At 72.9% G+C, this 14,764-nt stretch carries 10 protein-coding genes; 6 read left to right on the forward strand and 4 right to left on the reverse strand.

Annotated elements, in window-relative coordinates:
- Positions 1-6: 6 nt before the first annotated feature.
- Positions 7-1,281, reverse strand: a complete 1,275-nt coding sequence (locus AB0I68_RS02230; RefSeq protein WP_363175252.1) for an extracellular solute-binding protein — start codon at positions 1,279-1,281, stop codon at positions 7-9.
- Positions 1,282-1,503: 222 nt separating this feature from the next.
- Here AB0I68_RS02230 and AB0I68_RS02235 point away from each other — a divergent pair, with 222 nt between their 5' ends.
- The 3 genes from AB0I68_RS02235 (at position 1,504) to AB0I68_RS02245 (ending at position 5,207) form a co-directional block, all read left to right on the forward strand.
- Positions 1,504-3,123, forward strand: coding sequence for an alpha-amylase family glycosyl hydrolase (locus AB0I68_RS02235; RefSeq protein WP_363175253.1), 1,620 nt, complete (start codon positions 1,504-1,506; stop codon positions 3,121-3,123).
- Positions 3,124-3,149: 26 nt separating this feature from the next.
- Entirely contained in the window at positions 3,150-4,199 is a 1,050-nt protein-coding gene (locus AB0I68_RS02240; RefSeq protein WP_363175254.1) for a LacI family DNA-binding transcriptional regulator, read from the forward strand.
- Between the two features lie 75 nt (positions 4,200-4,274).
- Complete coding sequence (locus AB0I68_RS02245) at positions 4,275-5,207, forward strand: phosphatase PAP2 family protein (protein ID WP_363175375.1); 933 nt, start codon at positions 4,275-4,277, stop codon at positions 5,205-5,207.
- Here the strand turns inward: AB0I68_RS02245 and AB0I68_RS02250 are convergent.
- Positions 5,204-5,986, reverse strand: a complete 783-nt coding sequence (locus AB0I68_RS02250; RefSeq protein WP_363175255.1) for a hypothetical protein — start codon at positions 5,984-5,986, stop codon at positions 5,204-5,206. The genes AB0I68_RS02245 and AB0I68_RS02250 overlap by 4 nt on opposite strands.
- Before the next feature lie 388 nt (positions 5,987-6,374).
- A complete protein-coding gene (locus AB0I68_RS02255) occupies positions 6,375-6,629 on the reverse strand; it encodes a DUF397 domain-containing protein (protein WP_363175256.1) in 255 nt (84 codons plus the stop codon).
- 319 nt (positions 6,630-6,948) lie between these two features.
- On the opposite strand from AB0I68_RS02255, the gene AB0I68_RS02260 reads away from it, so the two are divergent.
- Together AB0I68_RS02260 and AB0I68_RS02265 are read left to right on the forward strand one after the other, a co-directional pair.
- On the forward strand, positions 6,949-7,809 hold the full coding sequence (locus AB0I68_RS02260) for a helix-turn-helix domain-containing protein (protein WP_363175257.1): 861 nt from the start codon (positions 6,949-6,951) through the stop codon (positions 7,807-7,809).
- Between the two features lie 104 nt (positions 7,810-7,913).
- A complete protein-coding gene (locus AB0I68_RS02265) occupies positions 7,914-8,780 on the forward strand; it encodes an AraC family transcriptional regulator (RefSeq protein WP_363175258.1) in 867 nt (288 codons plus the stop codon).
- 51 nt (positions 8,781-8,831) lie between these two features.
- Here AB0I68_RS02265 and AB0I68_RS02270 read toward each other — a convergent pair whose 3' ends face one another.
- The gene (locus AB0I68_RS02270; protein WP_363175259.1) at positions 8,832-11,819 is read right to left on the reverse strand and encodes a bifunctional [glutamine synthetase] adenylyltransferase/[glutamine synthetase]-adenylyl-L-tyrosine phosphorylase; all 2,988 of its coding nucleotides are present in this window, start codon (positions 11,817-11,819) and stop codon (positions 8,832-8,834) included.
- A gap of 789 nt (positions 11,820-12,608) precedes the next feature.
- On the opposite strand from AB0I68_RS02270, the gene AB0I68_RS02275 reads away from it, so the two are divergent.
- Positions 12,609-14,654: a PIG-L family deacetylase gene (locus tag AB0I68_RS02275; RefSeq protein ID WP_363175260.1), complete on the forward strand. Its 2,046-nt coding sequence runs from the start codon at positions 12,609-12,611 to the stop codon at positions 14,652-14,654.
- The last annotated feature ends 110 nt before the right edge of the window (positions 14,655-14,764 follow it).

A 14,764-nucleotide genomic window follows, 5' to 3' on the forward strand; every position in this document is an offset into this window, starting at 1 on the left:
TCTTGTTTACTTCCAGCCCTTGAGGATCTTGCGGAACTCGACGCCGGCCGCCTTGGCCGCGTCCTCCGGGCTGGAGGCCCCGGTGATCGCCTTCGTGTACTCGACCTTGAGCGGCTCGAAGAGGGAGCCGTTCTCCGGGATCCAGGCGCGCTCGACGGCCTTGTCCACGGCCGGCTTGAAGAACTGGACCATCTCGCTGGCCTTGACGTCCGGCTGCTCGTAGGCGGCGGTCCGCGTCGGGAGCAGGCTGAGGTCCTTGGCGGACTGGACCTGCACGTCCTGCGAGGTCATGTACTCGACGAAGGCGTGCGACGCGGCGCGGTTCTTGGAGCCGGCGAAGACGGCGAGGTCGTGGCCGCCCTGCGGGGCGCCGGCCTTGACGGAACCGGCCGGGACGGCGGCGATGCCGAGGTTGGCCTTGTCCTTGAACTGGTCGCCGGCGTAGGTGTCGGCGACGGCCCACGGACCGTTGATCATCATGGCGGCTTCGCCGGTCTTGAAGGCGGTCTGCATGTTGACGTAGCCGTCGGTGGCGTTGGTGATCGCCGCGCCGGAGGCGACCAGGTCGCGGGCGGTCTTGAACGCGTTGACGCCGGCCGGGTTGTCGACGGTGACCGTCTTGTTCTTCGCGTCGACGAGGTCGCCGCCCTCGCCGTAGATGAGGGGCAGGAACCAGTAGGAGTCGTCGCCGCGCAGGTAGAGGCCGGCCTTGCCGGTCTTCGCCTTGATCGCGGCGGAGGCGGTCTTCAGCTCCTCCAGGGTCTTGGGGGGCTGGACGCCGGCGTCCGCGAGCATCTTCTTGTTGTAGAAGAGGCCGAGGGTGTCGATGACCTGCGGGACGGCGTAGGTCTTGCCCTCGAACTTGCCGCTGGCCGCGGCCTGGGGCAGGAAGTCGGCGTCGACCTTCTTGGCCGTCTCGGCCGGGACCTCGTCGAGGTAGCCGAGCGAGGCGAAGTCGGCGACCCAGCCGACGTCGGCGCGGATGACGTCCGGGGCTTCGGAACCGCTGCTGAAGGCGTTCTTGACCTTGTTCTGGGCGTCGCCGTACGGGACGTTGACGTACTTGACGGTGACCTTCGGGTGCTTCGCGGTGAACGCCTCGGCGATCTTCTGGAAGCTGGCCTTCTCCGCGTCGTTCGAGGTGTCCCACCACGTGACCGTGCCGGAGAGCTCGCCGCCGGCCTTGGTGTCGCCGCCGTCGTCCTTGGTGTCCCCACCGCAAGCCGTCGCCGCGAGCGCCAGGGTCGCGACCAGCGCGGTGGCCGCTATGCCACGCCGCATATGAACTCCTTCGATGATCCCGGCCGCGCCCTCGCGGTCCCGAGTTGCAGGGAACGTAACAAGCCTGAAAGCCGACCGAAAGAGCTTGCGGCAATTTTCTGCAAGAGACGGTGATCGTTACATCCGTGTGTCCTGACGGTTGCCGCAGCTTGCTGTTAGTTCGAACGGTCTTCGGGTGAACGGGCCCGCAACCAGGGGGCATGTACGCGCGTTGACCCCGATATGACCCATGAGCTGACCGCCTCCCGGCTTGCAAGCGCTTCCAGCAACGCCACCGCAAGCGGCCGCTGGTGGCGCGATGCCGTCATCTACCAGGTGTACGTCCGGTCCTTCGCGGACAGCGACGGCGACGGCATCGGCGACCTCCGCGGGGTGCGCACGCGCCTGCCCCACCTGGCCCGGCTCGGGGTCGACGCCGTGTGGCTCACCCCCTTCTACGTCTCCCCGCAGGCCGACGGCGGCTACGACGTCGCCGACTACCGGGCCGTCGATCCGCTCTTCGGGGACCTCTCCGACGCCGACGAGCTCGTCCGGGCCGCCCACGCGCTCGGCCTGCGGGTCATCGTGGACGTGGTCCCCAACCACACCTCCCACCGGCACGTCTGGTTCCAGGAGGCCCTCGCCGACCCCGCGGCCCGGGCCCGGTACCACTTCCGCCCCGGGCGCGGACCCGCCGGGGAGCGGCCGCCCAACGACTGGGAGTCCGTCTTCGGCGGCCCCGCCTGGACCCGGACCCCGGACGGCGCGTGGTACCTGCACCTCTTCGCCCCCGAGCAGCCCGACCTGAACTGGGAGCACCCCGAGGTCGCGGAGGAGTTCGCGTCCGTCCTGCGCTTCTGGCTCGACCTCGGCGTCGACGGCTTCCGCATCGACGTCGCCCACGGGATGGTGAAGGCCTCCGGCCTGCCCGACATCGGCCGCGGCGCCCAGGCCACCCTGATCGGCGCCGAGCCGCTCCCCTTCTTCGACCAGGACGGCGTCCACGAGATCCACCGCACCTGGCGGCGGCTGCTCGACGGCTACGAGGGCCCGCGCATCGGCGTCGCCGAGGCCTGGGCGCCGACCTCCGAGCGGCTCGCCCTGTACGTCCGGCCCGACGAGCTGCACCAGGCCTTCAACTTCCGCTTCCTGAACTGCCCCTGGGACGCCCGCGCGATGCGGACCGTGATCGACGAGTCGCTGGCCGCCACGGCCTCCGTCGGCGCCCCCACCACCTGGGTGCTGTCCAACCACGACGTCGTACGCCATGTCACCCGCTACGGCGGCGGGACGCAGGGCCTGGCCCGGGCCAGGGCCGCCGCGCTGCTGATGCTCGCCCTGCCCGGATCCGCGTACCTCTACCAGGGCGAGGAGCTCGGCCTGCCGGAGGTCGCGGACCTGCCCGACGCCGTGCGCCAGGACCCCGCCTTCCTCCGCACCGCCGGGCAGGACGGGCTGCGCGACGGCTGCCGGATCCCGCTGCCCTGGTCCGGCGAGCGGCCCCCGTACGGTTTCGGCCCGGCCGGCAGCTGGCTCCCGCAGCCCGCGGACTGGGCCCCGCTGAGCGTCGCCGCCCAGACCGGCGACCCGCACTCCACCCTCGAGCTGTACCGCGCCGCCCTGGAACTGCGCCGGGCGCTGCCCGGCCTCGGCTCCCCCGACGCGGGCCCGCTGACCTGGCTGCCCGCCCCCGAGGGCGTCCTCCTCTTCACCCGGCCCGGCTTCGCCTGCACCCTCAACAGCCGGTCCGAACCGCTCGAACTGCCCTCGCCGGGGCGCCCCGTACTCTCCAGTGCCCCGGTCGAGACGGACGGCCGGACCGTGCTGCTGCCCGCGGATTCGTGCACGTGGTGGGCTTTGTGAGCCGGGGACCGGTACAGTCCAATCCCGTGACCGCACGGCTAGCCGACATCGCAGCCCAGGCGGGGGTCAGCGAAGCCACAGTCAGCCGCGTGCTCAACGGCAAGCCCGGTGTGGCCGCAGGCACCCGCGAGTCCGTGCTGGCCGCGCTCGACGTGCTCGGCTACGAGCGCCCCGTCAAACTGCGCCAGCGCAGCGCGGGGCTCGTCGGCCTGATAACCCCCGAGCTGGACAACCCCATCTTCCCGGCGCTCGCCCAGGTCATCGGCCAGGCGCTGACCCGGCAGGGGTACACGCCGGTGCTGGCCACGCAGACGCCCGGCGGATCCACCGAGGACGAGCTGACCGAGATGCTGGTCGACCGAGGGGTCTCCGGCATCATCTTCGTCTCCGGGCTGCACGCCGACACGACCGCCGACATGGGCCGCTACGACCAACTCCGCGGGCAGGGTGTCCCCTACGTCCTCATCAACGGGTTCTCCGACAAGGTGCAGGCGCCCTTCGTCTCCCCCGACGACCGGGCCGCGATGCAGCTCGCCGTGACCCACCTGACCGCGCTCGGGCACACCCGGATCGGGCTCGCGGTCGGGCCCAAGCGGTTCGTGCCCGTCCTGCGCAAGATCGAGGGCTTCCGGCTCGGGATGAAGGAGCGGCTCGGCCTCGACGAGGCCGAGGTCGAGGAGCTCATCCAGCACTCTCTCTACACGCTGGAGGGTGGGCAGGCCGCCGCGGCCGCGCTCGTCGCGCGCGGCTGTACGGCCATCGTGTGCGCCAGCGACATGATGGCGCTCGGGGCGATCCGGGCCGCCCGGCAGCAAGGACTGCGGGTGCCGCAGGACGTCTCGGTCGTCGGCTTCGACGACTCCCCTCTCATAGCGTTCACCGATCCGCCGCTCACCACCATCCGGCAGCCCGTGCAGGCCATGGGGCAGGCGGCCGTCCGCACGCTCCTGGAGGAGATCGGCGGTACGCCGGCCCCGCCCAGCGAGTTCGTCTTCCTGCCCGAACTGGTGGTCCGCGGATCCACTGCCTCCGGTCCGCAGCTGGGGGCACCTCCCGGCCGAAGGTCCGGGGGGTAGGGGACCCTCTCGTCCCCAGGGGTGAGCGGCTGCGCCGCAGACCCTCCCGAGGGATGATCGAGGGCAGGACCGCATCTGGCAGACTCTTCCCCCATGGGTGAATCGAGCGTGAAGACACTGGAAACTCCCCCAGCTACCGCCGGGGGCCCCAGGACGGAAGTCTCGTCACCTCACGTGACCGAGAGTGAGACCCGTCCGGGGGGTCAGCGCGCCCTCTTCTCCCGGTTGCGCACCCCGCGCCGGCCCCGGATCTGGTTCGAGGTCCTGCTCATCGGGGTCAGTTACTGGACGTACTCGCTCATCCGCAACGCGGTGCCCGAGCAGAAGGCGGACGCCCTCGCGAACGCCGACTGGCTGTGGAAGACGGAGCACACCCTCGGCATCGCGGTCGAGAGGTCCGTCAACCACGCCGTCGATTCGGTGTCGTGGCTGGTCGTCGGCATGAACTACTACTACGCCACGCTCCACTTCGTGGTCACCCTCGGCGTGCTCGCCTGGATCTACCGCTTCCATCCGGGGCGGTACGCTGCCGCCCGCCTCGTCCTCTTCGCCACGACGGGCGTGGCGCTGGTCGGCTATTACTTCTTCCCGCTCGCGCCGCCGAGGCTGATGGACGGCGGGGGCTTCATCGACACCGTGGTGGTCCACCACACCTGGGGCTCCATGGCCTCCGGCAACCTCAAGCACATGTCGAACCAGTACGCGGCCATGCCCTCCATGCACATAGGGTGGTCGCTCTGGTGCGGCCTGACCATCTTCGCCGTGGCCTCGGCGCCGTGGGCGCGGATCCTGGGCCTCCTCTACCCGACGGCCACGCTGGTCGTCATCGTGGCCACCGCGAACCACTTCTGGCTCGACGCGGCCGGCGGCATGCTGTGCCTGGCCTTCGGTTTCGGGGTGTCGCGCACCTGGTTCGGCCACCTCCCGCACCGCCTCCCCCGCAGCCCCCTGGAGACCGGCCCCCACCCGGCCACGGCAGCCCTGCTGAACCGCTTCCGCAGGGCCTAGGGGGCGATCCAGCCGCCCGACGGCTCCAGGCCCGGTCCGCCCGGTCCGCGCCCAGCCGCCTCGGCGACTCTTCGCCATGACCGGCCCGCGTGTACGCAGTGTGCGGCGGCTGCATCGAGGCGATCACCCCGAGCTCCGAGAACCGCTTCGGCCCGGGCCCGGCGGCGCCATTGAGGTGACGGCGCTACGGCCCCGTCGGCCAGGATCCGCTCGCCCTCGTAGGGGTGGCTGAGGCGCTCTTCCGGCGCCAGGATCCGGCGCAGCAGGGGCGCCGCCGCCGCGGCCGGGGCGCCGATCTCGCCGAGGCGGCGTAGCGCTTCCCGGGCTGGCAGGCCCGTCCACTCCCGGTCCACCTCCGCCAGGAGCACCGGTACGGCGGGCTCCAGGTCGCCGGTCATCCGCCAGTACGCGTACGCCGCGGCGACCCGGGTCCACGCGCCGGGCGACTCCATCAGGCCGCGCACGGGGTCCGTGTGCGCGGCGGCCGGCGGGCCGAGATCGGTGAGGAAGGGCAGACCGTGGCTGCCGCTCCCGGACCCCACGGCCGCGCCGCACACGTCGAGGGCGAGCGTGGGATCGCCGGTGGCCCTCCAGTGCGCCCAGGCGGCCCGCCGCAGGTGGTGGCGTCGGGCCTGCGGGGCGCGACCGGTGGCGTACGCGGCCAGCCGGTCCGCGGCGACGGCGGCCGGGGGTCCGATCCGGCCGAGGACGCGCAGGGCGTCGTACGCGTACGGGCTCTCCAGGTACGGGAGCACCTCGGGCACGGCGGCCGGGCCCACTGCGCGAGGAGTTCGAGGGTGGAGATGCTCGCGTGGTACGGCTCCGGTTCCCGTCGCAGGCCGGGCAGCACGGCCAGGATGCGGGCACGGGGACGGTCGCAGGGAAGCCGGTCGTCCTTCGCGAGGGTCCGCAGGGCGGGCAGCGCGCGAACGTCGCCCATCCCGGCGAGGGCGAGCGCGAGCTCCTGGACGGGCCCGAGCCGCTTGTCGAGGGCCTCGGCGATCCGGTCGGCGTGCGCCGAAACGGCGGGCCCGGCCTGGGCCACCGCCCTGGCGGCGTCCCAACCGTGGCGCGTGTCGTCGCAGACGGCCGTGACGACGGCGTCCCAGCACTCGGGATCCGGCCGCCGGTAGCGGTACACGGCCTTGACAGCCGAACCCGGTGTCCTCACGCGGTGGCGTACGTGACGAAGCCGAGCCAGGCGGCGGGGGTGAGCGTGAGCCGAGCGCCGTCGGCCACTTTGGAGTCCCGCACGAGGACGGTGCCGGGCAGCTGGGCCACCTCGACGCAGTCGGCTCCGTCAGCGGTGCTGTAACTGCTCTTGGTCCAGGCGACCTCGATGCAGTTGGGCCCGTCTGCGGTGCTGTAGCTGCTCTTGACCCACGCCACGGAGAGGCCCTCGGCCGACGGCTTGATGCTCATGTCTCCCCCAGTACCTTCTCGATGAACGTCAGCGATGCCCGAGGCGTCAGTCCGATTTCACCAGATCGAGGTTTCCACGACCCGGTGGATCGATAGCCGGTACCGCCCGACGTCTAAAGACCAATAACCGGGGGAAATTACCTCTCCCTACCTCCCCCCTCCCCCTCTCACCTGGACGGGTGAATCGCCCCAACCCGGCTGGCGCATATGCCAATCCGTCGGGCACGCTGGCCCTCGACAACCCCATAACGCAATTCGGCCCTCGTGCGGGACGCCAATCCCGCCGAGGGCCTGACCAAGAGAAGGCAACGACCCTTCCATGGCTGACCAGCAGTTTAGCGCGCCCTCGCGCGCCTCGTCGGGCATCCGGCACATCAATCACGATCACCGCCGCGGCTACGTCAAGATCGGCAACCACCTGGCCCAGCACCGCGAGTTGAGCATGAGCGCCATCGGCCTGGCCACGCACATCCAGTCCCTGCCCACCGGCGCCAAGGTGACCATCAAGGCCCTGGCCGACCGCTTCCCGGAGGGCGAGGTCCGGATCGCCGCCGCGCTGAACGAGCTGGAGGACCACGGCTACCTGGCCCGCTTCCGGGAGAGGCTTCCCAGTGGCCGGGTCGTGTCCCGCACGGTCTCGTACAACAACCCGCCCGCGAGGTCGGCGGAGACGGCCCGCGAGCCGCTCGTCCCACCGGCCGCGTCCGCGCCGGAGCCGACCCCCGAGCCGGTCCCCGAGCCTGCACCGGAGCCGGAGCCGGAACCGGATGCAGATCCCGAGCCCGCCCCGGACGTCCCGGAAGTCGAGCTCCGGGCGCGGGAGCTGCTGGCCCGGCTGCGGCTGCGCGATCCCCGGCTGGTGCTGTCCGAGCGCGACACGGTGAGGCTGGCGCCCGCCGCGGCCGTCTGGCTGGAGCGCGGGCTGGCCCCGAGTGCCGTCATCGCCGCCCTGACGCGGTCGCTGCCGATGGTGCCCATCCATTCCCCGGCCGCGCTGCTCGCCCACCGGCTGCGGGAACTGCTCCCGCCCCGGCTGCCGGACCCCGGCGCGGCGCACTGCGTACCCGCGGATCGCGAGGTCCATCCGCTCCGTACGTGCGACGGCTGCGACCGCGCCTTCCGCTCCCCCGTCCCGGGTCGCTGCCGCGACTGCCCACCCCCGGACGTGCTGGCGGCGTAGCCCGGCCGGCCGGGCCGCCGTACCCGACCGAAGCGGGCACAGGATGTCGGGTCGGGCAGGGTGGGACCTTCCTAGGGTGAGTGATCGAAAGGGAAGGAGATCTGGTGCTGGAGCAGTTGAACCGGGCCATGGACCACATCGAGGGCCATCTCGACCAGCGGATCGAGATCGCTGATCTGGCGCGGATCGCGGTGACGTCCGAGTACCACTTCCGGCGGATGTTCTCCGCGCTGGCGGGGCTCCCGCTGTCGGAGTACATCCGGCGCAGGCGGCTGACGGTCGCCGGTGCCGAGGTGCTCGCCGGGGAGCGGACGCTGCTGGATGTCGCCGTTCGGTACGGCTACACGTCGGCGGAGGCGTTCGCGCGTGCGTTCCGTGCGGTGCACGGTGTCGGCCCGGGTGAGGCCAGGCGCACGGGAGCGGCCCTGCACTCCCAGCCACGGATGTCCTTCCGGCTCATCGTCGAAGGGAGCACGACCATGAAGTACCGGATCGTGGAGAAGGAAGAGTTCCGCGTCGCCGGCAGGAAGGCCCGCGTCCCGCTCGTCCACGAGGGGGTGAATCCGGCGATCCTCGCGTTCATCCAGAGCATCGGAGCGGAGACCGTGGAGCGCATCACGCGGCTGTCCGATCAGGAGCCGGAGGGGATCGTCTCGGTGACCGAGCACCTCTCCCCCGGCCGCGAGGAGGGAACTGAACTCGACTATTACCACGCCGTGGTGACCGGTGCCGAGGTGCCCGCGGACCTCGACGTCCGCGTCGTCCCGGCGGGCACGTGGGCGGTCTTCGAGAACTCCGGGCCGTTCCCGCAGGCGCTCCAGCACCTGTGGCGGGACGTGTACACGCAGTGGTTCCCCTCCAACCCGTACGCGAGCAGGCCGGGGCCCGAGATCCTGCGCACCCGGCCGTCGGAGGGCTGGACCGAGGCGGACGCAGAGCTGTGGATACCGGTGGAGCGGACCGGGGTCTGACGCCGTGGAAACCCGGGCCCGGGGCTCACGCCCCGGCCCGGGTTTCCCTTGTCACGCCCCGTAGAACAGCTCGTCCACGACCGCCCGCGCCCGGCGCGTGATGCGGCGGTAGTCGTCGAGGAGCTCGCCGGCCGTGCCCTCCGCGTAGCCGAGGTAGCGGCCAACGGCCGCCAGTTCGCGGGCCTCCGACGGAAAGGTGTCACCGGCGCGCCCGCGGACCAGCATCACCGCGTTGCGGACCCGGGTGGCGAGCACCCAGGCCTCGTCCAGGACCTGCGCCTCCTCGGTCGGGATCAACCCCGCCGCGTGGGCGGCGGCCAGGGCCTCGCGGGTCCGGGTGGTGCGCAGGCCGGGCTCCGACCAGGCGTGCCGCATCTGGATCAGCTGGACCGTCCACTCGACGTCGCTGAGGCCGCCGCGGCCGAGTTTGGTGTGCAGGGTCGGGTCGGCGCCGCGGGGCAGCCGCTCCGACTCCATGCGGGCCTTGAGCCGGCGGATCTCCCGTGCGGCGTCCTCGCCGAGGCCCTCCGCCGGGTAGCGCAGCGGGTCGATCAGCTCGATGAAGCGGGCGCCGAGGTCGGCGTCGCCGGCGACGGGTTCGGCGCGCAGCAGGGCCTGGCTCTCCCAGGTCAGGGACCAGCGCCGGTAGTACGCGGCGTACGAGGACAGGGTGCGCACGAGCGGGCCGGAGCGGCCCTCGGGGCGCAGGTCGGCGTCGATGAGCAGCGGCGGGTCGGCGGTGGGGAGCTGGAGCAGGCGGCGCATTTCGGCGATGACGGTCTGGGCGGCCTTCGCGGCTTCCTGTTCGTCGACGCCTTCGCGGGGTTCGTGGACGAACAGGACGTCGGCGTCGGATCCGTAGCCGAGCTCGTGGCCGCCGAAGCGTCCGACGCCGATGATCGCGAAGCGGGTGGGCAGCATCTCGCCCCAGTGGTCGCGGACGGCGGCGCGCAGGGCTCCGGCGATGGTGGCGGCGGTGAGGTCGGAGACGGCGTTGCCGACCCGGTCGACGAGGGCTCCGGGGTTCTCCTCGGCCGGGTTGTCCTCCGTACCGTACGAGCCGATGATGTCGGCGGCGCAGGTGCGGAACAGCTCGCGGCGGCGGACCCCGCGGGCCGCGGCGACGCCGGCTTCGGCGCTGTCGGCGCGGCCGACGGCGGCGAGCACCTCCTGCTCCAGGGCCTCGTGCGTACGGGGTTGCAGCCCTTCGGGGTCGCCGAGCAGGGCGACGGCCTCGGGGGCGCGCATCAGCAGGTCGGGGGCGAGCCGGCCGGCGGAAAGGACACGGGCCAGGTTCTCGGCGGCGGCGCCCTCGTCGCGGAGCAGGCGCAGGTACCACGGGGTCTTGCCGAGGGCGTCGGAGACCTTGCGGAAGTTCAGCAGGCCGGCGTCCGGGTCGGCGGAGTCGGCGAACCAGCCGAGCATGACGGGGAGCAGCGTGCGCTGGATGGCGGCCTTGCGGGTGACGCCGGAGGCGAGGGCTTCGAGGTGGCGCAGGGCGGAGGCCGGGTCGGCGTAGCCGAGGGCTTCGAGACGCTGGCCGGCGGCGCGCGGGGAGAGCCGGGTCTCGCCGGGGGCGAGCTGGGCGACGGCGTCGAGCAGCGGCCGGTAGAAGAGCTTCTCGTGCAGGCGCCGGACCACGGAGGCGTGGCGGCGCCAGGCCTTGTTGAGCTCGGCGACGGGTTCGGTGCGCAGGCCGAGGGAGCGGCCGAGGCGGCGCAGGTCGGCCTCGTCCTCGGGGACGAGGTGGGTGCGGCGCAGCCGGTAGAGCTGGATGCGGTGTTCCATGGCGCGCAGGAACCGGTACGCGTCGTTCAGCTGGGCGGCGTCGGCGCGGCCGACGTAGCCGCCGGCGGCGAGGGCGTGCAGGGCGTCGAGGGTGGTGCCGGAGTGCAGGCCGGCGTCGCTGCGGCCGTGGACGAGCTGGAGCAACTGGACGGCGAACTCGACGTCGCGCAGGCCGCCGGGGCCGAGCTTGAGCTCGCGGTCGACCTGGGAGGCGGGGATGTTGTCGACGACGCGGCGGCGCATCTTCTGGACGTCGGCGACGAAGTTCTCGCGTTCGGCGGCCTGCCAGACGAGGGGAGTTATGGCGTCGATGTACTCGGCACCGAGGTCCGGGTCGCCGGCCACGGCGCGGGCCTTGAGCAGAGCCTGGAACTCCCAGGTCTTGGCCCAGCGTTGGTAGTAGGCGAGGTGGGAGGCGAGGGTGCGGACGAGGGGGCCGTTGCGGCCCTCGGGGCGCAGGTTCGCGTCGACGGGCCAGATGGTGCCCTCGATGGTGGTCTCGGAGCAGATCCGCATGAGGTGGGAGGCGAGGCGGGTGGCGGCCTGGACGGCCTTGGCCTCGGCGGCGCCGTTGGCTGCGTCTCCGACGAAGATGACGTCGACGTCGGAGACGTAATTGAGCTCGTTGCCGCCGCATTTGCCCATGGCGATGACGGCGAGGCGGCACTGCGCGGCGTCGTCGGGGGCGGCGGCGGAGGCGATGCGCAGGGCTGCGCGGAGGGTGGCGGTGGCGAGGTCGGCGAGCTCGGCGGCCGTCTGGGCGACGTCGATGGTGCCGCAGACGTCGCGGGCGGCGATGGAGAGCAGGCAGCGGCGGTAGGCCACGCGCAGGGCGATGGGGTCGTGCGCCTGGGCCAGCCCCAGCTCGAACTCGGCGAGGCCGGGGTGCAGATCGGCGGCCTCGTAGGTGACGAGGGCGTGCCAGTCGCGCGGGTGGCGGGCGAGGTGGTCGGCGAGCGCCTCGGACGCGCCGAGCACGCCGAGGAGGCGGTCGCGGAGCGGTTTGGCGCTGACGAGGGTGTCGAGGAGCACGGGCCGTTCGTCGTCGCTCTGCGCCTCGGCGAGCCGGACGAGTCCGAGGAGGGCGAGATCGGGATCGGCGGTGGCCCCGAGGGCGTCGAGGAGCACCGGATCGGTGCGTACGGCGGCCAGCGCGTCGGAGTCGAGCAGCCGGGCGGCGGCCGAGGGGTCGGTGAAGCCGCTGCGCAGCAGCCGGATGAAGGTGCTGCTCCTGCGTCCCGGGACTGTCATCCCGCCGCCTCCCGAGTACGTCGCCGCCACTGCCCAAGCGTGCCTGAAGGGAGCCTAGCCGGAGCAGGCGTTCGACTCACCGGCGTGGGTGGGCACATATCATGAGGAGGATTATCGGATTATGTGAATACTTAATCCGAACACGCGCCTTCTTCGGGCCCGTTCCCCGCCCGACCGGCCCCAAGGACCCATATGCCCGACGGACATCCCGCCCCGGGCCCATGGCACCCCTACCCCACGGGCCACCCGTCGCAGCCACCCGCCGGAACGGGCTGGAACCCGCCGCAGGCCCCGTCGGACGGACCGGCCGGGAACCCGTCGGGCCCACCGTACGACGGACCTTGGGCCCCGTCGCAGCAGCCGGCGGGCGGCCCGTCGCATGCACCCGCCGGAACCGGATGGGCCCCGTCGAGCCCCCGGCCGGGCGGGCCCGCCCGGCACCCGTCGCAGCCACACGCAGGCGGGCCGGTCCGGGACCCGTCGCGGTCCCCGGCCGGCGCAGCCGGATTTGACGCGCCGCCGGCCCAGCACGGCAGCCGAGCCCAGCAGGGCTCGCCGCCGCACGCCGGCCGGCAGGCCCCCCGTACCGGCGCCGCCGCGGCCGGGACCCGCCCCGGCGGGCGCGCCTCCCGCCGTGCCGGCAACGCCGAACCCCCGGCGCCCGGGGGGCGGCGTGGCGCGCGGCGCGCTGCCGAGGACGCCGCCACCGGCCCGGAGTCCGGCCGCCGCGGCGCTCGGCAGGGGCGCGGGGCGGCCGGGGCACGGCGGTGGGCACGGTTCGTCAAAGCCGTGGCCTTCTGCGCGGCCACCGCCGCCTGCAGCATGCTCGTACTCCGCGGCAACGAGGCGCTCACCGGCATCCCCGACCGCAAGGCGGCCGCCCCGGCGGCCCCCGTCGACGCCCCGGACCCCGGCCGCGTGCTGCAGATCGTCGCCCACCCCGACGACGACCTGTACTTCATGAACCCGGACCTGCGGTACTCCATAGCCGCCGGCCACCCCGTCACCACGGTCTACCTCACCGCCGGCGAGGCGGACGGCATCAACGCCACCGAGGGCAAGCAGGCCTCCACCCCGCCCAACAAGCCCGCCTACGCCGAGGCCCGCCAGAACGGCATCCGCGCCGCCTACGCCAAGATGGCCACCGGCGACCGCAGCGGTGCCTGGAAGCGCACCGTCGTCCCCACCAAGGGCGGCGGCCACGCCGAGGTCGACGTCCTCGTCGCCAAGCCCGAGGTCAACCTCGTCTGGCTGCAGATGCGCGAGGCCGGCACCGTCTACGACAGCGCCCCCGACAGCCTGCACGGCCTGTGGGACGGCAAGGTGGCGCGGCTGGAGTCGGTCCTCGCCTCCGGCACTCCCGTCAAGCAGCGGTTCTCGTACTCGAAGGAGCAGGTCGTCCAGACCATCGTCGGCGTCCTGGAGCAGTACAAGCCGACCACGGTCCGCGCCCAGGACCCCACCCCCGGCCGGTTCCCCGACACCAAGCGGTACACCGACCACCAGGACCACTTCTACGGGGCCCGCTTCGTACAGGCCGCCCTGGCCGCGTACGCGCAGGACGTCGGCGTGAAGGACCGCCCGCACTTCGCGGTGCAGAACTACCTCGGCTACTTCAACAGCTCCCTGCCCAGCGCCCTGGACCCGGACGAGGCCAAGGAGAAGCTGGACATCCTGGGCACCTACGCCTGGCTGGACAAGCAGAACCACTGCGGCAGTGACGCCGGCTGCGGTGACCTCAAAGTTGCCGACCACCCCGCCGGAAACGGCTGGACCTCGACCGTCAACTACGCCCGCGGCACCGGCACTTCCTGGCTGACCTCGGACAAGGAGCACGGCCTGTGGGCCTTCAAGGTGCTCGACGGCCAGGTCGCCGTCTGGCACCGGTCCGGCCCCATCGGTGCCTGGAGCGGGCCGCGCCTGCTGCCCGGCACCGGCATGGACCCGGGCGTCTCCACCGTCACCCTGCCGGACGGGCGGATCGCCGCCTTCGGCACCCGTACCTCCTTCGGCGCGCGGCCCGCGGACTACCGGCGCGAGGTCGTGTACACCGTCCAGAAGGGCCCGGGCGCGGAGCAGTTCGGGGACTGGCAGTCGCTGGGCACGCCCGAGACCGCCGACGAGAACTGGACCTCCGACATCAGCGCCCCCGCCGTCTCGGTCGACGGCACGGGGCAGTTGGCGGCGTACGTCCGCGACGGCGCGTCCACCCTGCGCGGGCGGGTGCAGCTCGCGAACGGCGGCTGGGGCCCGTGGGCGCAGTACGGCGGCGCCGACCTGCACGGCACCCCGGCCACGGCCACGGACGGCGCCGGGCGGCGCATGGTGTTCGCGGCCACCACCAAGTCGGTGCTGGGCTGGGCACAGCCGAAGCCGGGCGCGCCGCTGGGGCCGGCCACCCCCACGGGACTGCCGGACACGACGCTCCCGCTCACCGCGGAGGGGCGCGAGGGCGGGGTGCGGCTGTGGTTCCGCAAGCCGGGCTCGGGCAATGTCCGTACCGCCCTGGTGACGGGCGACGGCGGGCTGAAGGTGAACAGCCTCACGGACCTGGGCGGACTCCAGGGCTTCGGCTCGGTGACGGCGAGCGGGCACGTGCTGGCCGGCCGCTCGGCGGGGGGCCAGCTGGGCTCGGATCTCGGGTCGGGGCGGCCGTGGGAGCGGTCGGCGCTGATGTTCGTCGGGGCGCCGTCGTCCACGATGACCGGCCGGAACACGGTCAGCCTGGCGGTGGTGGGGCTCGACGCGCGGCTGTACGTGACCTCCTCGGCGGACGACGCGGACGCGCATCTGGCGCCGTGGCTGCCGGTGGGCCCGCGCACCACAGGTCGCTGAGGACCCCCGATCCCCTGGAACACCCCGCAGCGGGGCGTTCTCCGGCTCTTCCGGCAGGGCAAGTGCGTCCACATCCTGGGCACATACCCGGACCGGAAATGCACACGGCA

It is taken from the genome of Streptomyces sp. NPDC050448, assembly GCF_040655295.1.
GTDB lineage: Bacteria > Actinomycetota > Actinomycetes > Streptomycetales > Streptomycetaceae > Streptomyces.